At 59.1% G+C, this 17,896-nt stretch carries 19 protein-coding genes; 6 read left to right on the forward strand and 13 right to left on the reverse strand.

Annotated features, from left to right (window positions below):
• Window positions 1–14: 14 nt before the first annotated feature.
• Entirely contained in the window at window positions 15–413 is a 399-nt protein-coding gene (locus ACXMDM_RS03245) for a DUF1328 domain-containing protein (protein WP_083544444.1), read from the reverse strand.
• 717 nt (window positions 414–1,130) lie between these two features.
• Here ACXMDM_RS03245 and ACXMDM_RS03250 point away from each other — a divergent pair.
• The 3 genes from ACXMDM_RS03250 to ACXMDM_RS03260 all read left to right on the forward strand — a co-directional run bounded on the left by ACXMDM_RS03250 (window position 1,131) and on the right by ACXMDM_RS03260 (window position 4,569).
• Window positions 1,131–2,210 (forward strand): mechanosensitive ion channel family protein, encoded by a 1,080-nt coding sequence (locus tag ACXMDM_RS03250; RefSeq protein WP_071800579.1) that lies wholly within the window; start codon window positions 1,131–1,133, stop codon window positions 2,208–2,210.
• 97 nt (window positions 2,211–2,307) lie between these two features.
• On the forward strand, window positions 2,308–3,120 hold the full coding sequence (locus ACXMDM_RS03255; RefSeq protein WP_499570074.1) for a mechanosensitive ion channel family protein: 813 nt from the start codon (window positions 2,308–2,310) through the stop codon (window positions 3,118–3,120).
• 102 nt (window positions 3,121–3,222) lie between these two features.
• Complete coding sequence (locus ACXMDM_RS03260) at window positions 3,223–4,569, forward strand: DUF2254 domain-containing protein (RefSeq protein ID WP_071800581.1); 1,347 nt, start codon at window positions 3,223–3,225, stop codon at window positions 4,567–4,569.
• Window positions 4,570–4,581: 12 nt separating this feature from the next.
• On the opposite strand, the gene ACXMDM_RS03265 is transcribed toward ACXMDM_RS03260, so the two are convergent.
• The 4 genes from ACXMDM_RS03265 to ACXMDM_RS03280 all read right to left on the reverse strand — a co-directional run bounded on the left by ACXMDM_RS03265 (window position 4,582) and on the right by ACXMDM_RS03280 (window position 9,416).
• Entirely contained in the window at window positions 4,582–5,943 is a 1,362-nt protein-coding gene (locus ACXMDM_RS03265; RefSeq protein WP_071800582.1) for an MBL fold metallo-hydrolase, read from the reverse strand.
• Between the two features lie 205 nt (window positions 5,944–6,148).
• A complete protein-coding gene (locus tag ACXMDM_RS03270) occupies window positions 6,149–7,840 on the reverse strand; it encodes a glutamate synthase-related protein (protein ID WP_499570077.1) in 1,692 nt (563 codons plus the stop codon).
• Window positions 7,785–8,798, reverse strand: coding sequence for a PfkB family carbohydrate kinase (locus ACXMDM_RS03275; RefSeq protein ID WP_083544445.1), 1,014 nt, complete (start codon window positions 8,796–8,798; stop codon window positions 7,785–7,787). Before ACXMDM_RS03275 ends, ACXMDM_RS03270 begins: the two co-directional genes overlap by 56 nt.
• Window positions 8,799–8,849: 51 nt before the next feature.
• Complete coding sequence (locus tag ACXMDM_RS03280) at window positions 8,850–9,416, reverse strand: Dps family protein (RefSeq protein ID WP_255448121.1); 567 nt, start codon at window positions 9,414–9,416, stop codon at window positions 8,850–8,852.
• Window positions 9,417–10,002: 586 nt separating this feature from the next.
• Between ACXMDM_RS03280 and ACXMDM_RS03285 the strand changes: the two genes are divergently transcribed.
• Window positions 10,003–10,401 (forward strand): sll1863 family stress response protein, encoded by a 399-nt coding sequence (locus ACXMDM_RS03285; protein ID WP_145536849.1) that lies wholly within the window; start codon window positions 10,003–10,005, stop codon window positions 10,399–10,401.
• Between the two features lie 31 nt (window positions 10,402–10,432).
• Here ACXMDM_RS03285 and ACXMDM_RS03290 read toward each other — a convergent pair whose 3' ends face one another.
• The 7 genes from ACXMDM_RS03290 to prfB form a co-directional block, all read right to left on the reverse strand.
• Window positions 10,433–11,110, reverse strand: coding sequence for a TIGR02117 family protein (locus ACXMDM_RS03290; RefSeq protein ID WP_071800586.1), 678 nt, complete (start codon window positions 11,108–11,110; stop codon window positions 10,433–10,435).
• A 34-nt stretch (window positions 11,111–11,144) separates the two neighbouring features.
• Window positions 11,145–11,885 carry an MBL fold metallo-hydrolase gene (locus ACXMDM_RS03295; protein WP_071800587.1) on the reverse strand — a complete coding sequence of 247 codons (741 nt, stop codon included), beginning with the start codon at window positions 11,883–11,885 and terminating at the stop codon, window positions 11,145–11,147.
• A 62-nt stretch (window positions 11,886–11,947) separates the two neighbouring features.
• On the reverse strand, window positions 11,948–12,562 hold the full coding sequence (locus ACXMDM_RS03300) for an anthranilate synthase component II (RefSeq protein WP_071800588.1): 615 nt from the start codon (window positions 12,560–12,562) through the stop codon (window positions 11,948–11,950).
• 42 nt (window positions 12,563–12,604) lie between these two features.
• Entirely contained in the window at window positions 12,605–13,060 is a 456-nt protein-coding gene (locus ACXMDM_RS03305; protein ID WP_083544446.1) for a diacylglycerol kinase family protein, read from the reverse strand.
• Window positions 13,061–13,125: 65 nt separating this feature from the next.
• A complete protein-coding gene (gene ybeY, locus ACXMDM_RS03310) occupies window positions 13,126–13,665 on the reverse strand; it encodes an rRNA maturation RNase YbeY (protein ID WP_071800590.1) in 540 nt (179 codons plus the stop codon).
• Window positions 13,662–13,832, reverse strand: a complete 171-nt coding sequence (locus tag ACXMDM_RS03315; protein WP_233831286.1) for a DUF3285 domain-containing protein — start codon at window positions 13,830–13,832, stop codon at window positions 13,662–13,664. The genes ybeY and ACXMDM_RS03315 overlap by 4 nt, the downstream gene beginning before the upstream one ends.
• A 124-nt stretch (window positions 13,833–13,956) precedes the next feature.
• A protein-coding gene (prfB, locus tag ACXMDM_RS03320; protein WP_120352767.1) for a peptide chain release factor 2 occupies window positions 13,957–15,082 on the reverse strand; the annotation gives its coding sequence in 2 pieces (ribosomal slippage) (window positions 13,957–15,006 and window positions 15,008–15,082; 1,125 coding nt in all).
• Window positions 15,083–15,210: 128 nt separating this feature from the next.
• Between prfB and grxC the strand changes: the two genes are divergently transcribed.
• The gene (gene grxC / locus ACXMDM_RS03325; RefSeq protein WP_071800592.1) at window positions 15,211–15,474 is read left to right on the forward strand and encodes a glutaredoxin 3; all 264 of its coding nucleotides are present in this window, start codon (window positions 15,211–15,213) and stop codon (window positions 15,472–15,474) included.
• 17 nt (window positions 15,475–15,491) lie between these two features.
• Window positions 15,492–16,499, forward strand: a complete 1,008-nt coding sequence (gene gshB / locus ACXMDM_RS03330; RefSeq protein WP_071802048.1) for a glutathione synthase — start codon at window positions 15,492–15,494, stop codon at window positions 16,497–16,499.
• Here the strand turns inward: gshB and ACXMDM_RS03335 are convergent.
• On the reverse strand, window positions 16,471–17,883 hold the full coding sequence (locus ACXMDM_RS03335) for an isochorismate synthase (protein ID WP_071800593.1): 1,413 nt from the start codon (window positions 17,881–17,883) through the stop codon (window positions 16,471–16,473). The genes gshB and ACXMDM_RS03335 overlap by 29 nt on opposite strands.
• Window positions 17,884–17,896: the final 13 nt, after the last annotated feature.

Genomic DNA, 17,896 nt, shown 5'->3' on the forward strand with positions numbered 1-17,896 from the left:
AAGTACTAGTGCAATCACTGAATAACGTCGCGCTTGGCAACCAGAAAGAAAGCTATGGCGAGAAGAAGAAAAACAAGAAAGACGAGTTTTGTATAGCCCACCACTGCACCAGCAAACCCGCTAAATCCAAACAGTGCAGCAGCAAGAGCAATGATTAAGCAAGTACCTGCGGTTTTACGCATGGAAGCCTTGCTGATCAGTTGATTTTTTAGAGAATCAGGTGGGCTGGCTCTCTTCGATAGGGTGCTGCAGTCAGCAAGGGTGCTGGGATTGTCGGCCGAGTCCTGAAAACATTTTTCACGCTGCTCAAGCCCATCTTCAACATTGTTCTGCTTGGACCGTTCATCCACAGTGCCAAGAGCTTCAGGTGTAACCGTGGGCATCGCTTGCAGATTATTGGAATTCGTGTTCATGGTGTTGTCCTTGGGTTGTTATGAGCAAATGGTTGTTATCCACTGATGCCAAGCCAATGATCGAGGGGCTTCAGAAGTGCTAACGATCCACATCAATTCAATGTGGCGATGACTGTGGTGCATCTGCCTTTCATGCCGATGAATCGTTTGTACCTACCCATTTCCAGGCCAGCAAAGGCTTGCAGCACAGCCGAATTGACTCAAGATTTCAAGGCCTGATCGTTTCCTTGAAGACCTGCTGCCCAAATTGTCGAGAGCCCGAAGCCAAGGGAGACAGGATCAGGATGTAGCGGAAAAACGTTTCCAACTCTGGGGCAATATAAACCTGCATTTAGACTTACGAATAGCCCACAGGAACTCTTGCTAAAGCCAGTTTAACACATGGTTCTCATTCACCAACGTCCCAGCCATATCAGCAAAAGCGAGCTGTTTGGCAGGACAATCTGAGAATAACCGATAGATTCAAGGTTGTCAGCGGGAGAATGATCCCGCGTCCAGGGGGCAGACCTCCGCAGCCTCTGAGTTGTTTTGGAGCCATTCGGACCTCCGTAAAACGACTTGTTCTCCACGCAAAAGTCCAAGGTAGCCCATTCAACCTTTTCTGCATAGAGATTACAGACCGACAATGCAGATTTATACTAGGTTTCCCGAGAGAAGACTGACAGATATCAGCTAATATAGCAAAGGCTAGTCCATTCAAGTATTTCAGAGCTTTTTATGACCGGATGGATTTTGTATCTAATCACAGCGATTGGCAAGGTGTTTATTGCCTCTGCAGTGGTATTCATAACTTCGAAGCTATTAGCAAGTTGGGCGAGACGGCTTACTAGAAGAACAACATCAGACCTCGATGATCGCTTGGCACAGTCTATTCTGAAGACTGCAGCCCCCATCGGCTACTTACTTGCCTTGTGGTGGGGGTGGAACTCTTTCGTTGGCGATTCAGACTTGGTGGCTATTGAAAGCATGGTCACGCGGATAGCGGAAGCCACTATATTGTTATTAATCACCATTCTGCTCGTCAGAATGGTCAACCGCATAGCCATTCTGGTTCTCGATAAGTCACTTCGGCGCGCGGGGAAGCAAGAACAGCTAGCCGTACTACACAGCTTCGAACCAATGATTCGAACTGTTGTCTTTATCCTAGGGATTCTGGTATTCCTGCAAACGCAAGGAGTACAAATGGGAGTCATCTATGCATCACTGGCAGGCGCTGGCATCGGGGTTGGCTTGGCCTTAAAAGGTCCAATTTCCAATTTCTTGAACTACTTAACGATTTTGCTGGATGAACCGTTCAAGATCGGCCACTTCATCCGATTTGCCGGAATGCTTGGAACAGTCGAGAGTGTCGGCATGCGCTCCACACACGTCCGCAGCCTCAGTGGTGAGCTCATCGTGATCAGCAATGAGGAATTGCTAAGTAATATCATTCAGAATTATGGTGACCTACCAAAACGTCGCATTGCCACCACAATTGGGGTTGAATACAAAACACCTTTGAAAACCATCAAACAAATTCCAGAATTGGTTGCAGCTGTTATTCGCAGAAATAGGCCCGCAGAGTTTGACCGCTGTCACTTCACCCGTTTTGCAGACAGCTCACTGGAGTTCGAATTCGTATACTTTGTTCCCGATGCCGATATCGTACTTTATCTTGATTTACAACAAGATATCAACCATGGTTTGATGGAGGAATTCCAAGACAAGAATATAAGCTTTGCCTATCCCAGTCAAACGCTTTATCTTGAATCAGCCCTAGGAGAAGCAAAAAGCAAGTTAGAGGTAGCCGTCAACTGATAAGAGTTCTGTTTTCATTGGCCAACTCCCATACGTAACTTTAGGACCAATGAATCAGCTGTTGACAAGCCTAGATGAGCTCCTTGGTACGCGCCAAATGGCAGAGAATGTGCTGAACTGGATCCCGAATGCGGCGTCAGCAGCCGGGATTCTTTTCGCTTACTGGGTGGTTTGGGGCCTGGTGCGGCGCAGTGTTAAATATGCAGCCCTACGCGCTAATCTTGATCGAACAGCCTTAAATTTTCTTCTCACAATCCTGAAATACGCCATTCTCAGTCTTGGCGTTGTCATGGCGCTGGGCAGGCTTGGCATCAACACCACATCGCTGCTGGCCAGCATTGGCATTGCTGGTATTACCGTAGGTTTTGCAGCGAAGGATGTGATTTCGAATATGATATCTGGACTCTTTATCTTCTGGGATCGACCGTTTGTGCTTGGAGATCTCGTTGAAGTTGGAGGGCATTATGGCCGCGTTGAAAGCATCACGATGCGATCAACGCGCGTTGTGACACCAGACGGCAAGATGCTTGCAGTTCCTAATTCAGTGGTGATCAATACAACCGTTGCTTCCTATACCAATTTCCCTCACCTCCGCATTGATATTCCGTTTGCCGTGGCAGTTCAGGAAAATCTGGGCAGGGTTCGCTCCATCCTGCTATCGATGTGCCATCAGAATATTTCGCTTCTTGATGAACCCGCGCCTGCAGTTATCGTCACTGACCTCAATGATTACAACGTTGGCATGCAGCTCCAGGTATGGCTTGATGATGAAGAGCAGCATATCGTTGTGAGACAGCAGCTCTATGAACAAGTTTTTGAAGCCCTGCGCAAGGCTGGTGTCGACATGCCATTCCAAACTCTCTCGCTCACGTCAGTAGAGATTGAGCGCCCAACAACAATGCAAGATTAGATGAAGCCTCAGCCATATTATGCCAATGAATGCCTATTTAGCGGCTACCCTGAATAAACCGTACATCCACAAGGCGGTGCATTCTTGCTCCGCCCATTCCCAATGCCACCCAGCCTCTTTGCTCCCGGCCTGAGGGATCGTCTCCAGTTCAACCTCAACCGTCTGCGCGAGAAGATTTGGTTTCGGCCACTACTGCTCTGCCTGGTGTCGTTGATCGGGGTCGGCATGGCCCATCTCGCCGATGATCTGCTTCCGATGGCCCCGCTCCCTGATGTCTCGAGCGACACGCTGGAGACCTTGCTGCGAATTATCACCTCCAGCATGCTGGTCATTGCGGTGTTTGCCGCCGGTTCCATGTTGACCGCTTACTCCTCGGCCGCTTCCGTCGCCACGCCCCGCGCCTTCACCCTGGTGGTCGCTGACGACATTTCCCAATACGCCCTCTCCACCTTCATCGGGGCCTTCATCTTCGGGATCGTCGGCTTGATCGCCTTGATGAATGGCTTTTATGGCCGCAGCGGTCGATTTGCCTTATTTCTAATCACCGTAACGGTGTTCACCATCGTGGTCCTCAGCTTCGTCACCTGGGTTGACCGTATCGCCAGGCTGGGTAGGGTGACGAACACGATCGACCGGGTTGAAAAAGCAGCGACCAGTTCCTTGATGGAGCATGGCAGGTCGCCCACCCTGCGCGCTCGCTCAGCCGCCAACGATGCATTCAAAAACCCAGATTCCTCGTGGGACTTGGTGATCCGCGCCCAGGAGGTGGGTTATCTCCAGAGGATCAATCTCGCTGAGCTGCAGCAGGCATCGGAATCACTCGATCTGGAGGTAGTCATCGAGATCTTGCCGGGTGCTTTCGTGACACCCCAACGGATCTTGGCCCGGGCCATCAGTTCCAAGCCGATCGAGTCAGGCGCTGCCGAGCGCCTGGCCATGTCGTTCCGAGTCGGCAATCGACGCACCTTTGATGACGACCCCCGTTTCGGCTTGTTGGTGCTCTCGGAAATTGCCAGCAGGGCCCTCTCCCCTGCCGTGAATGACCCCGGAACAGCCATCTACATCATTGGTACCTTCGTGCGTCTGTTCACCAAGTGGGTTGATGGCTCCTGCCAGCGACCAGACGACGCAGATGAGCCGCCACGTTTCGATCGGCTCTGGATGCAGGAGCTGGCCCTGGAGGATCTGTTCGATGATGCTTTTCAGGCCATCGGCCGCGACGGTGCCTCCACCTTGGAGGTTGGCCTCAGGATTCAGAAGGGTCTCTCCTTGATCAGTGCGTTGCCGAAATCCGGAATCCGTGAAGCCGCCAGAGCTCAGGCCACCCTGGCGTTGCATCATGGTGAGAAAGCCCTACGGCTGGCTCAGGACGTGGCGCGGCTGCGCAAGGCTGCCGGTTGGGTGCTCCACCCAGAGCATCTTGGCGATGAGATCACTCTCGGTAGATGAGTGTTCACTCCCTCAACCAGAGTGTCGTCGAACAGAGCCCCAAGCACCCATCGAACCAAGATAAACATCGAGTTGCTTGAAGCCTCTGCTCGCAAGCCATCCAGCTGCCACCGTCGCACGCGAACCGCTGGCACACATGAGCGTATAACTCATGTCCTTATCTAGATCTTTCCACTGTTCGTTGAGATGCCCAACATAGATATGCCAAGATCCCTCAATAGCCGCCAAAGTACGTTCGTCCTGATCACGCACATCAAGCAGGATCCAACCACTTGGAACGTCTTTTAGGCGCCGCTCAATTTCGTGGGTTCCTATCATGGGAATTGACAGCATCTCTTCACCGCTCGCCGCTGCAGAAACAACACCGACATAACCTCCAATGATATTGTCGAGAGAGATACGCAGCAGTTGCTCACTAGCTGACTTCAATTCGCTCTCATCTGACGCAATGAGCACAATTCTCTGGCCTTCACTGATGAACCAACCAGCGAAGGCCGAAATCATATTGACTGGAAGGCTCATGGCTCCCTGTAAGTGACCGGCCGCATAAGCCATTGGCTCACGCACATCGACGAGATGGTCAGCCTTGCAATCGTTTAACTCGTTAAGCGAGAGGATGCGCGGACACGAGACACGAGGGACAGCCGTTCCACCTTCGAGATTAAGGCGCTCCATCAGCCTAAAATAAGGTGGTTGATAATGATTTTCTGCTACTTTCACACGAATAAACTCGCCTCTGCTGTCAATCTGCAAACGGGGATTATTGCGACGTTCGTGACCAATGCTGGAGAATTCACGAGCTGCCATGCTTGAGCCACAAACGGAGCCTGAGCCGTGGGCGGGATAGATGATTGCCTGATCACCAAGCAAAGCAATTTTACGAAGGGAATCGAATAGAAGACCAGCTACTTCCTCTTTGCGGTCGGGATAAAAATCGGTGCGCCCAACATCACCGACAAACAGTGCATCACCAGTAAACACGCCCACGGCCCCATCTGGATACTCGGTGTCATAAAGGACATAGGCAATATGGTCGTCGGTATGACCTGGTGTTTCCAGTACTTCAATGAGCAGCTGTCCGAGTTCGAAGCGTTCACCATCTTGCACATAATCGGCATAAACCACCTCTCCTGCTGGATTGGGACCATGCAAGACCCGGGCACCCGTCATCGCGGCGAGAATTGGCGCACCAGATACGAGGTCTTCATTCCGATGTGTTTCAAATATATACACAATTTCAAGCCCTGAAGCACGAGCTACTTCAATATAAACTTCACAATCCCTACGTGGATCAACAACCGCCGCCTTACCAGCTGAACCAAGGACATAGGAAAGGTGTGATAGACCTGGCGTTTTGACTGTTTGGAGCAGCATCGTTGAACCCATTATTTTTACTGAGAGACATTAGAATTGCAAACACCTTATCGCTAGAGTGCCTTTACAATTGGGAGATCATCAGCGAGATTACTTCGACTTTTAGTTTCATGTTACAGGCCACAGAATTGCCCAACCTTTGGATTCACCATCCTGGCCTGCGAACCCAGAAAGCCTGGCTCTCGAAGGTCAGAAATCAACGGTCTTAGCCCTCCGCCCCGCACCAAGCAATGCCGGCGAGGTCGGCCAGATCTCGATGCCAGCTGGTGAGATCGTGAGCAGCAAAACCGCTGAGTGTGGTGTGGCCACAGGCACGGGCCATCACCTGCATCAGATCGACCGAGGCTTGCAGAAAGCGCGCCAAACGATCAGCGGCATGGTCAATGTTCAGCTTGCGGCGCAGATCGGGGTTCTGGGTGGCGATGCCGGCGGGACAGTTGTTCGTATGGCAGATCCGGGCCCCAACGCAGCCAATCGCTTGGATCGCGGCGTTGGCCAAGGCAATCCCATCGGCTCCAAGGGCCATGGCCTTGATGAAGTCGGCGGGAGTTCTTAGGCCGCCCGTGATGATCAAGGTGACACGACCGCTGGCCCCCCGGCGATCAAGATGGCGCCGCGCCCGCGCCAATGCGGGGATCGTCGGCACCGAGATGTGATCACGAAACAGCAAGGGAGCACCTCCTGTGCCACCACCGCGTCCATCGAGAATGATGTAATCAGCCCCAGCCTTCAGCGCAAAATCCAGATCGGCTTCGATCTGCTGAGCACTCATCTTGAAGCCAATGGGAATCCCTCCGCTGATCTCCCTCACCTGATCTGAGAATCGCCGGAAGTCATCCACCGTGATCAGATCCTTGAAGGTCGGTGGAGAAATCGCCGCTTGGCCCTCAGCGACGCCACGCAATTCGGCGATACGGTCTGTCATCTTGCTGCGTGGCAGATAACCTCCGGTTCCGGTCTTCGCCGCTTGGCCGCACTTGAAGTGGAAGGCCTGTACGTGCTCAAGCAACTCCGGCCTGTAGCCGAATCGCCCTGAGGCGTATTCATAGAAATAACGCGTGGACTCCGCCTGTTCCTCGGGCAGCATTCCTCCTTCCCCGGAGCAAATGCCTGTTTCGGCTTTTTCGGCACCTCGTGCCAGGGAAACTTTCGCCTCCATGGAGAGCGCTCCAAAGCTCATGTCTGAAACGAACAGGGGTATCCGTAACGACAGGGGCTTGGCGGCCTGCGGACCAAGCACCAGTTCCGTTCCCACCGATGCGTCATCCTGCAAAGGTGTTCGAGCGAGCTGGGCCACCAGGATCTGGATGTGATCCCAACTCGGAAGTTGGCTGCGGGGCACTCCCATCGCCTCGACTGGCCCATGACTCCCCACCTGATCGAGGCCATGCTCAGCCAATTCATGAATGAAGCGGACATATGGTTCCACAGCAGTGGAATGGGGTTCCGGCATCTGAGCCTGATCAGGCTGCTCCGAAACTGAATCCTTTTTTGCATCGGAATCGGAATCCGAGCCCGAGTCCGAATGGGACAGGGCCTGCCCGACCTGCTCGTCAGAAACCTGGGCGTGGCTGCCATCGCAATAGGGAGGATGATCCGTCTGCTTACAGCGGCAAAGTGCGGACTCGCCCCCTGATTCGGGCGTGAAAGACAGGGGGGTAAAACGACTGCCTTCATGGGAGCCATCGCAGAACGGTTGCTCGCTTGAGCGTCCACAGGTGCAATACAGGTAGCTTTTCCCTGCCTTCAGATCGACAGATATAGGTTCATTCGCTGAAACGATGGCTTGGTTCATACAAGACTGGCGTGATGGTGAGGCTGGCGCAACCGTGACAGCCTCGTTAGAGACGCCGGTTGCTGGAGAGCGGATGGCTGCTAATCGCGTACGCAGAGGCAAATCTCAGCAGCTCTTCCACTTGCGCCGCACTGGCAAGGCCTCGGGAGCCAGCGGCCGACTTGCCAACCAGTTCAGGTTGGCTGCAGAGACCATCGAGGACAGCGGCCAGGAAGTTTTGGCTACAGCTTCCCCCATCGTCTTGGCTGTTGAGCGCTAAAAGACCACGATGACCACCCAGACACCACTGGATCGTGCCGGTGGGGCCGGGAATCAGCACGGAGGGGCGATTCGCCAATTGCCCATGAATCGCTGTCGCGTCGGTGGTACCAAAGAAATGATCGGCTTCTTCTTTGGTGCAGTGGATCAGACTGGCCGCTTCAGATAGAAGTTTGAAACGCTGCAACACGTCCGCACTCGGCGCTGAGCCTGGAGGCAGGCCCCAGAACGACGGTTGCCAGGCCACATCAAGGGCAACGCAAACTCCTTGTGCCCGCGCACGCTTGAGCAACAGGCTGATCGCCATGTAGTTGGAGAGCTCCTTCAGCGAATTAGTGGCAACGAGCAACCAGCGGGCCTCATCCAGGTAAGGCATGATCGATTCGGCCAGGGTTTCTGGAACCAGGGCTTGATCGGCAAAACCGACGTCCTGACTGCCGAGAAAATTGGTTCGCTCATGACCCCCATTTCGGTTGAGAAAGACTTCTGCCGTACGGGTGGGTCGGTCTGAATCGAACTGGAGAGCCACAGGGGCAATATTCAGACTTGTCAGCAAGGAGCCCAGTTGACGGCCGATGGCATCCTCACTGAAGCGCCCCAAGAAGCCCACGGGAACCCCAAGCAAGGCGGCACTGCAAGCCACATTGAAGGGCTGTCCACCGGGGAAGGATCCGACGAACTGATCCCCTGTTTCTGTTGAAGCATGGACATGATTCAGCGAGACTTCGCCAATACAAACAATGTAGGTTGCTCTGTTGAGCCGACGCTGATACTGGGAGTGGTTAACATAATTTCTCCAGATAAAGGATTGTGATCGCTTGGCTTCAGCGGCTTTTTGTGAGCTCTTGGCGCCTTACTGCAGAAGGCTCGCCAGCTTCCAGGCTGTCTTTTGGTGCGTGCGCAGCCGCTGCGTCAGCAAGTCGGCGCTGCCTTCATCGCCGGTCTCTTGAGCCTGAGCCAGCGCCTTTTGGCAATGGGCCGCGAGATGGCGGTGATCAGCCTCAAGCTCCCTCACCATGGCCATTGCATCAGGACTGCCACTGGCATCACAGAGAGAGGAGAGCCTGGAAAGGGCCGCCGCTCCATAGGGTGCTTCGACCCTGAGCACACGGATGCGCTCAGCCAGCTCATCGATGGCTTCGAACAGTTCGGTGTATTGCTCCATGAACAGAGCATGCAGGGACGTGAACATGGGACCCGTCACATTCCAGTGAAAGCCATGGGTTTTGCTGTAGAGCACGTAAGTGTCAGCCAGCACCTGCTTCAAGCCAGCAACGTTCTTGCCGTGGCTGTTTGCCGTTTGCGTTGTGGGGGCAATCAATGTGTTCGTCATAAAAAATATTGTGGACTCCTTCATCACTATCACGATTGACCGAAGGAGACAAATGAAGGCACAACAGAATTCAACCTCAAGAGGCATGAGTCATTAGGATCACTCATGAACAGGCTCAACATCCTCAGCCTGCAGTCTGATGTTGCTATAAAGAAAGGATAAAGCTGTTCGATTCTGCTTGAATCAGCAGAAAAAAGGGCTCAAAAACTTTCATCGGCAAGCCAAGCAGTCAAGAAAACTGATCAATGATCAGGCCCTGTCTGCTTAACCGGCGAGATCGCTTGCGCTGCCGATCATCTCAGCGGTGAATCGAAGCAATCAGCCCTGCCCAGCCTGGCATCTATCGCTTGACCGCAATCTGCCTATCGGTTACGGTAGAGCAATCGGATCAAGATCAGCGCATCATGCGATTGGTCGTTCAAACGATTGTTTGAGCATTTTCCCGAGCTGTCCGCCTAGGCACTGCCTAGTGAGAGATTGCCGGCGAAGACACTTCTGGCGGGCTCTCTGCTTACGAGGGCTCTATTTTCAAAGCTTCGGCTTAAGCGACGTCTTTCGCGAGCTTCGCGAAAGACGCAGACACGTTTGGCGATCCCTTTCTTGCCCAGCCATCACGCCGGGGCAGATGCAGTGATCTTGGTTCCGTCCCCTATCAACTCTATCGAGACCACCTATGACGATGACCAAAGACAACACCCTGATGACCAACGCCAAGCAAGTTCTCAGTGACAAGGAGCGCCAGGCCTACTTCGAGCAGCAGCAGGCCCGCCTTGATGAGTGGACAGCTGAACTGGAGAAACTCAAGGCGAAAGCCAGCTATCAAAGCGCCTCGGCCAAGCAAGCGGTACTTGAGAAGATCGACCAACAACTGGACACACTTCAAGAAGCCCGCAGCTTTGTTCACAGCAAACTCCTCAATGTTCAAGAAGCCTCCAGTGATCAATGGAACCAGCTTGTTGAGGAATCAGACCACCTCTTGAGTCAACTATCGGAGAAGGTCAAAGGGTTCATGGACGACATCAATGGATCGCCTACCGACGGTGCGGCGAACCAGCAACAGGACCAGGCCTGAATCCTGAAGCCAGGGCTTCCATGCCCTGGCGCTACCCAGGCCAGCGACACCCTTCCTCGCCTGCACCCACTGAATCGATGAAGCCAATCAAGCTTCCATTCGTCAGTTTGAAGGCCGGATTGATGGCAAAGCCCGCGCTTCTCAAACCCCTGGCCGTCCACTGGTTGCAGGTGCTGAACAGGTGATAGGAGCCCGTAGCTTCGTAGAACTGGTTCACGCCTTGCCTGCCTGTTGGCGTCGGCAACAGGCCTCCCTTTGCATCCCTGAGAAAACTATCCGCCAGAAATTGGCTCAATGATCTGATCTGTTCCTCACTCAGGCACAGGCGCCGTACAACGCGATCAGGGAACGACCGGTAGGGCGAGCTGGGAACAGACACCACATGCACGACGGAGTCGGTGGGCCAGAACAACGCCTTCAGCGTGTGGTCCGTCCTTTTTTCTCCAGCTTGATAGAAATCATTGTCCCCCCAGCCCACCTCGAGATAGCGGCCGGCAGGAAATCGCTCGGCCAATCCCGGCAGCAGATCTTGCAGTTGCTCGCTTGGAACAACGATTCCGGTGTGCAAGCCATGGGTCACCAGATAGGCCGAATGCCGACCTGATGCTTGCGTATGCCCTTGTGGAACAGGGCGCCGATGCTGTTGAGGACTCGCGCACCCAACGCTCAGCAGCACCACTAACGAAACCAGCCCAAGGCGTAAGCCCATGGCACCAACCCCAGGGCCCGAGCCCTTGACGTGATCAGCGCATCACCTTGATCTCAGTGTTGTCGCTCAACGTTGCCGAGAGGCTGAAGCTGCGGCCCACCCGTTGCACGGGGGTGCCGGCCATCGCATCGAGGAAAGGTTGCAGGCCGCCCTGATCGCATTGGGCCGGGGTTGTGCCGCTCACGTATTGCACCGGGATCACCCGGCGGGGCTGCAGCTCCCGCACCACTTCGGCCGCTTCGGCACCGGTGTACACCTTGGCGCCGCCGCCCACACCGATCACGAGCACATCAGGGCGACCCAGCAACACCCGGTCTTCCGGCCGCAGGCCGGCGGCGGTGCCGCCCAAATGGGTGAACTCCAGGCCGCCTTGCTTCCAGCGCCAGATCGTGGCCATGCCGAAGCGGCGGCCGCCGAGACGGTCGTGGGGAATGGACACCCCTTCCAGCTGAAGCCCGGCCATCCGGTATGAGCCCGGGTTGACCAGCAGGGGCCCGGAGGCCACCGGCGCCCCTTCATCGAGCAGGCGGCTGCTGGCCAGGATCACATCGGCGCTCACCCGCGGCTCGGCCAGCCCGGCGGCGCAACCCACCGCCTTGAAGGGATTGAGCAGCACCCGGGCACCGCCACCCTGGATCAGCAGGGCGGTGTGGCCATAGCTGGTGATCGTCACGCCACTGGCCTGGCTGGCCGCAGGGCTGACAAGGCCGAGACCCAGCAGCAGGGCCGCTGAGGAGGTGGCCAGGCTGGCCGAAAGCTTGGTGGCGCTGGCCATGGCAGGGTGCGCCCTGGCGGCGCCTGGAGTGGCGCGAACCTAGCAGCGCCGATCCAGGGATCTCAGCGCAGCGTTCCGGTGACGGCTCCGGCGGCCTGGCGCAGGAAATTGGCCAGCAGGCGATGGCCGTCCTGGGTGAGCACACTCTCCGGGTGGAACTGCACGCCCTGCAGGTGGCGATGCTGGCGGTGCTGCAGGCCCATGATCGTGCCGTCCTCGAGCCAGGCCGTGATCTCCAGGCAAGGCGGCAGGCTGTCGCGCTCGGCGATCAGGCTGTGGTAGCGGGTGGCGGTGAGCGGGCTGGGCAGCCCCTCGAACACCCCTTCGCCGCCATGCAGCACCGGCGAGGTCTTGCCGTGCATCAACTCCGCCGCCCGCACCACCCGGCCACCAAACACCTGGGCCAGGCATTGATGGCCGAGGCACACGCCGAGGATCGGCAGGGTGGGGCCCAGTTCCTTCAACACCTCCAAGCAGATGCCGGCCTGGTTCGGATCGCCCGGACCCGGCGAGATCAGGATCGCTTCGGGGGCAAGGGCGCGGATGCCATCCAAGGAGAGTGCGTCGTTGCGCACCACCCGCACCTCGGCGGCCAGGGGGTGATCAGCGGCCAGTTCACCGAGGTATTGCACCAGGTTGAACGTGAAGCTGTCGTAGTTGTCGAGAACGAGAAGCATTCATCCGGGGCCAGAGGGCCCGATCCGGGGCCAGGCCCCCCATCAAAGACCAAGCACGACCAGCAGCGGCGGCAGCAGCAGCAACAGGGCAATCAACAGCGAGGCCACGGCGGCCACCAGCACCGCCGCTGCGGCGCAATCCTTGGCGATCCGGGCCAGGGGATGGAAGCGGCGGCCGATGGCCAGATCCACCACCGACTCGATCGCCGTGTTGATCAGCTCCAGCACCAGCACCGCCGTGACCGTGAGCACCAGTACGGCCAATCGGTCCGGGCTCAACTGCAGCCAGAGGCCCAGGCCGAAGGTGAACGCCCCCACCACCACATGGATGCGGAAATTGCGCTGGGTCAGAAAACCATGGGCCAGCCCCTGGGCGGCGTAGCGCAGGCTCAGGGGCAGGTCACCGGCCACACGCCAGGGACCCGTCCGCCGGCCCCGTCCCCGTGGACGGATCTCGTTGGCCAAAGGGGCTGGATTGGCGGGGAAAAGTGTTGTCATGGGGCCCTGTTTCCGGCCTGCATCGCACCCTACCGTCGATTTTTGTTCACGCCACATTTGGTCGCTCAGTCCGCACAGCCGAGCAGCTGGTCCTGGCGGGCAAGCATCGCCTGCAGGCGGGCCTCCGTCGGGTGATCCCAGCCCAGCAGGTGCAGCAGGCCATGGCTTGCCAGCCAGGGAAGCTCCCGCTCCAGGCCCTCGCCCGCCGCTGTGGCCTGACGAGCGGCCGTCTCCAGGGAAATCACGATGTCACCGAGTTCAAGCGGTTCAAGCTCCATCTCGGCAGGCTGTGGGGGGGTCGGGGCCGCATCAAGGTCGGCGTCCTGGGCGGCAAAGGCCAGCACATCGGTGGGGCCTTCCACCTGCCGCCAACTGGCATTGAGCTCAGCGATCTCGGCGTCGCCACAGAGGCTGAGCCCGAGGCTGTAGGCCTGGGCACTGAGGCCCGGCGGCAGCTCGGCCGCCAGCTGGACCAGCCAGCCGCCCAGTAGACCCTGCCAGTGCTCTTCAGCGGCGTTCGGATCGCCATAGGGGCCAGCCGCCCGAAGCAGATCGGCAGGCAGGGCCGGATCGAGGCTGAAGGCCAGATCGAGCGTCAGGCTCATTGGGGAAGGCTGGGCCGACCGAACCAGGCCAGCAGGAACAGCAGCGCGCTGAAGCCCACCGCGGTGAGCCCGAAGTGGACCAGGCTCTGGCGCCCCTTCCTGACCATGTTGCGCATCGCCAGCTTCACGAAGCTGGGTGGCGGGCTGGTGGGGGCCGGCGGCTCCAGAGGGGCTGGATCTACTGGGTTTTGGTCAATGAGGCCTGGCTCAGTGAGGCCTGGTTCAGAGAGGCCTTGATCCATGGGGCTGCTGCTGTCAGTCATTGGTCAGTTTTCGGGGGATCGGCAGGGCTCAAGCGGCCACATCGGCGGCGATCTCCACACCCTGGCGCAACAACGATTGGATGAACGGGTCGAGATCGCCATCCATCACCCCCTGCACATCGGTGGTTTCCACGGCCGTACGCAAATCCTTGACCATCTGATACGGGTGAAACACATAGTTGCGGATCTGGTTGCCCCAGGCCGCCTCGACGATGTCGCCGCGAATGTCGGCGATCTCCGAGGCCCGCTGCTCCTGGGCGATCACCAGCAGCTTGGCCATCAGCAGCGCCATCGCCTTCTCCTTGTTCTGCAGCTGGGAGCGCTCCTGGGTGCAGCGCACCGCCAGGCCGGTGGGCACGTGCAGGATGCGCACCGCCGTCTCCACCTTGTTGACGTTCTGGCCTCCGGCACCGCCGGAGCGGGAGGTGGTGACCTCCAGGTCCTTGTCGGGGATGTCGAGCTTGACGCCCTCCTCCAGCTTCGGCATCACCTCGACGCCGGCAAAGCTGGTCTGGCGTTTGTCGTTGGCGTTGAACGGTGAGATCCGCACCAGCCGGTGGGTGCCCTTTTCGTTGCGCAGATAGCCGTAGGCATAGCGGCCATCGATCTCGATCGTGCAGCTCTTGATGCCGGCCTCTTCCCCTTCCGAGAGCTCATTCACCGACACCTTCATGCCGTGGTCTTCGCCCCAGCGGGTGTACATGCGCATCAGCATCAACGCCCAGTCCTGGGCGTCGGTGCCGCCAGCGCCGGCGTTGATCGAAATCACAGCACCTTCCTTGTCGTAGATGCCGGAGAGCAACCGCTCCAGCTCCCAGCGATCCAGCTCGGCCTTGAGGGTTTGCAGGCCGCCATTGGCTTCGGCCAGCAGCTCCTCGTCGGGTTCGAGGTCGTAGAGCTCCAGGGTGGCGCGGCCGTCATCCACAGACGTTCGCCACTGCTTCAGCTGCTCCAGCTGCGCCTTCACCTCATCGAGCTGGCGCATCTGCTTCTGGGCCTGCTGCTGGTCGTCCCAGAAGTCGGGCTGGGAGGCGAGCTGCTCCAGGTCCTGCTGGCGTGCGTTCAGTGCCGGTACGTCAAAGACAGTCCTGGGCATGGCCCAGGCGGTCAGTGAGCTCGGAGAGATCGCGTTTGAAATCGGTGAGATCGAGCACCGGGTGGAAGCTAGAGACTGAAATTGACCGTATCAGCAGGGCCACCAACACTGCGGTGTGCCGAATCCACCAGCACAGGGGCGTACGGAGCAAGACTTCTAGGATCCCCTTTCCTTCCCCGCCCAGCGATGGCCGCCAACGTCGAGATCTACACCTGGCGGTTCTGCCCCTTCTGCATCCGCGCCAAGGCCCTGCTCGATCGCAAAGGCGTGCCTTACCAGGAGTTCGCCATCGACGGCGACAACGCGGCCCGTTCCGCCATGGCGGAACGGGCCGAGGGGCGCAAAAGCCTGCCCCAGATCTTCATCGATGACCAGGGCATCGGCGGCTGCGATGAACTCCACGCCCTGGAGCGGGCCGGCCGGCTTGATCCGCTCCTACAAGGGAGCTGAGGGTGACGGCCAGCGCCATGGGGGGCGGTGAGCCCCAACTGTTCGTCGTCGATCCGCTGGAGCGCCTGCGCCCGGCCAAGGATTCCAGCGTCGCCCTGATGCAGGCGGCCCAGCGGGCCGGCCAGGCGGTGTGGGCCTGCCGCACGGCCGATCTGGCGGTGGAGGGGCAACGCAGCGAAGCGGCCACTGGCGGCTGCACACCGATGGTGCGCGCCCAGCCGCTCAGCCTCGCCGACATCCGCCCCAACAGCACCCACAGGAGCGGCTGGCAGGTGCCCGATCCCTGGTTCACGGCCGGTGAACCGCGCTGGCTGCCGCTCAGCCACTTCCCGGTGGTGTGGATGCGTAAGGATCCGCCCGTCGACGAGGTGTACCTCTACGCGACGCTGCTGCTGCAGCTGGCCGAACAGCAGGGGGTGCGGGTGCTCAACCGGCCGGCGGCCCTGCTGGCCTGGAACGAGAAGCTGGGTTCGCTGCGTTTCAGTGAGCTGATGGCGCCCTCGCTGGTGAGCGCCAACGTGGAGCGGCTGGCTGGCTTCGCCGCCGAACACCAGGAGGTGGTGCTCAAACCGCTGGGTGGGCGGGCAGGCCAGGGGGTGGTGCGCTGTGCCGCAGCAGCGCCCGGTCTGCGGGCGCTGCTGGAGCTGGTCACCCAGCAGCAGACGCTGCCGGTGATGGTGCAGGCCTTCCTGCCGGCGGTGACCGCCGGCGACAAGCGCATTCTGTTGGTGAACGGTGAGCCGCTGGGCGCGATCAACCGCCGGCCCCTGCCCGGCGAGTTCCGCAGCAACCTGGCCGTGGGCGGCGAGCCCGAAGCCACCACGCTCACCACCGCTGAACGGGCGATCTGCGCAGAGCTGGCCCCCGCCCTTCAGGCCGACGGTCTGTTTTTCGTTGGCATTGATGTGATCGGCGAGCGGCTCAGTGAGATCAACGTCACCAGCCCCACCGGCATCCGCGAGATCGAACGGCTCGGGGCTGTGCCCGTGGCCGACCTCACCATGGAGCGTTTGTTGAAGGGGTGAGTGGCAGGCTGAGTTGCTGCTGCAGCACCCCCAGCTTCAGGGCCACCTCCTGCAGTTCCCGCTCCGGCTCCGAGCCTTTCACCAGGCCAGCGCCGGCGGTCAGTTCCAATTGATCACCGCGCAAGCGGCCGCTGCGGATCGCCACCCGCAGTTCCGCATCGCCGGCATTGTCGATCCAGCCGATCGGTGCGGCGTAATGGCCCCGCTCGAACACCTCCAGGCTGCGCAGCCAGGCCATCGCCTCCCGCCGTGGCAGCCCTGCCACGGCGGGAGTGGGATGGAGGGCTGCGGCGATTGAAAGGGGCTGATGGGCGCCGATCGCGGCGGTGATCGGTGTCTGCAGGTGCACCAACTGACCATGGCGGACCAGCCGCGGCTGGCGGGGCCAGCGGGGAGACAATCCGGCAACGGCCAGCACGTCGGTGATCGCTTCCACCACCAGCGCGTGCTCATGACGATCCTTACCGGAGCGGCTGAGCTGGTCGGCGAGCGGGCCCCAGGGAGCGGTGCCGGCCAGGGCGTCGCTGCGCAGCTGGCCCCGACGTACCGCCAGCAGTCGCTCGGGCGAGGCACCGATCAGGGCATCACCGGGGCTTTGCTGCCAGAGAAAGCGACAACTACCCGGCTGGTGCCGCCGCAGCTGCTGGAGCAGCACCAGCGGGTCGAGCGGACGATCGAGTTGCAGCTGCTGGCGCACGGCCACCACCAACTTGCGCAGCTCGCCGCTCTCCACTAAGGCGAGGGCGCGCTGAACCGCCAGGCGGTAGCCCGTCTCCCAGCTGGAGCGCTGGGCGATGTCGGGGCTGCGCTCCCAGCGGGCTCCGGCCTCGCTGGGATCGGGCAGGCGCTCCAGGCGACGGGCCTCCTCCCAGAGTTCTTCGGCCACGCTGCGGGCCGTGACGCCGCCCCCCAGCGGGCGCTGCAGCCGCAGCCAGCAGTGAAGGCCCTGGCGGCTCAACTGCCAGCGCGGCAGCACCGCCTGCACCCCAGCCACCCCCGTGCCCTCCTGCAACGGGCTGTCGAAGAAGGAGAACGCCAACAGCACCCGCGGCCGAGCCATGGGCAAACAGACCTGCGGCACCGTCACCAGCCGGCTGAGGCAGATGGTGCTGAAGCGCTGGGCCAGCTCAAAGCGCCGCGGACCGCTCAGCTCCAGGCTGTTGGCGCTGCCACAGGCGGCCAGGCAGAGGCCAGGAGCCCCATCCCAGAGGAAACGAAAGCGATGGCCAGTCCCCAGCGCGCTCAACAGGGCCAGTGGATCGGGGCCAGCCCCCTGGGCAGGCACGGCCAGCGGCAGCGCCAGGCTCAGCACGCCTTCCTCCTCCAGCTGCCGGCCCCCCTCGGCGGCAGCGGCCAGAAGCTCGCTGAAGGAGTAGGGAACCATGCCGGTTGCGAGG

Source organism: Synechococcus sp. CS-603, assembly GCF_977929215.1.

Excerpts from the sequence above, each read along its gene's own strand:
- ybeY (WP_071800590.1), bottom strand. The coding sequence starts at position 13,665 with ATGAGCCTGACGCTCGATCTGGCCTTCAGCCTCGATCCGGCCCTGCCT.
- gshB (WP_071802048.1), top strand. The coding sequence starts at position 15,492 with ATGGGGGGCGGTGAGCCCCAACTGTTCGTCGTCGATCCGCTGGAGCGC.
- ACXMDM_RS03305 (WP_083544446.1), bottom strand. The coding sequence starts at position 13,060 with ATGACAACACTTTTCCCCGCCAATCCAGCCCCTTTGGCCAACGAGATC.
- ACXMDM_RS03300 (WP_071800588.1), bottom strand. The coding sequence starts at position 12,562 with ATGCTTCTCGTTCTCGACAACTACGACAGCTTCACGTTCAACCTGGTG.
- ACXMDM_RS03265 (WP_071800582.1), bottom strand. The coding sequence starts at position 5,943 with ATGCTGCTCCAAACAGTCAAAACGCCAGGTCTATCACACCTTTCCTAT.
- ACXMDM_RS03255 (WP_499570074.1), top strand. The coding sequence starts at position 2,308 with ATGGCAGAGAATGTGCTGAACTGGATCCCGAATGCGGCGTCAGCAGCC.
- grxC (WP_071800592.1), top strand. The coding sequence starts at position 15,211 with ATGGCCGCCAACGTCGAGATCTACACCTGGCGGTTCTGCCCCTTCTGC.
- ACXMDM_RS03335 (WP_071800593.1), bottom strand. The coding sequence starts at position 17,883 with ATGGTTCCCTACTCCTTCAGCGAGCTTCTGGCCGCTGCCGCCGAGGGG.
- ACXMDM_RS03295 (WP_071800587.1), bottom strand. The coding sequence starts at position 11,885 with ATGGCCAGCGCCACCAAGCTTTCGGCCAGCCTGGCCACCTCCTCAGCG.
- ACXMDM_RS03280 (WP_255448121.1), bottom strand. The coding sequence starts at position 9,416 with ATGCCTCTTGAGGTTGAATTCTGTTGTGCCTTCATTTGTCTCCTTCGG.
- ACXMDM_RS03285 (WP_145536849.1), top strand. The coding sequence starts at position 10,003 with ATGACGATGACCAAAGACAACACCCTGATGACCAACGCCAAGCAAGTT.
- ACXMDM_RS03260 (WP_071800581.1), top strand. The coding sequence starts at position 3,223 with ATGCCACCCAGCCTCTTTGCTCCCGGCCTGAGGGATCGTCTCCAGTTC.
- ACXMDM_RS03245 (WP_083544444.1), bottom strand. The coding sequence starts at position 413 with ATGAACACGAATTCCAATAATCTGCAAGCGATGCCCACGGTTACACCT.
- ACXMDM_RS03250 (WP_071800579.1), top strand. The coding sequence starts at position 1,131 with ATGACCGGATGGATTTTGTATCTAATCACAGCGATTGGCAAGGTGTTT.
- ACXMDM_RS03290 (WP_071800586.1), bottom strand. The coding sequence starts at position 11,110 with ATGGGCTTACGCCTTGGGCTGGTTTCGTTAGTGGTGCTGCTGAGCGTT.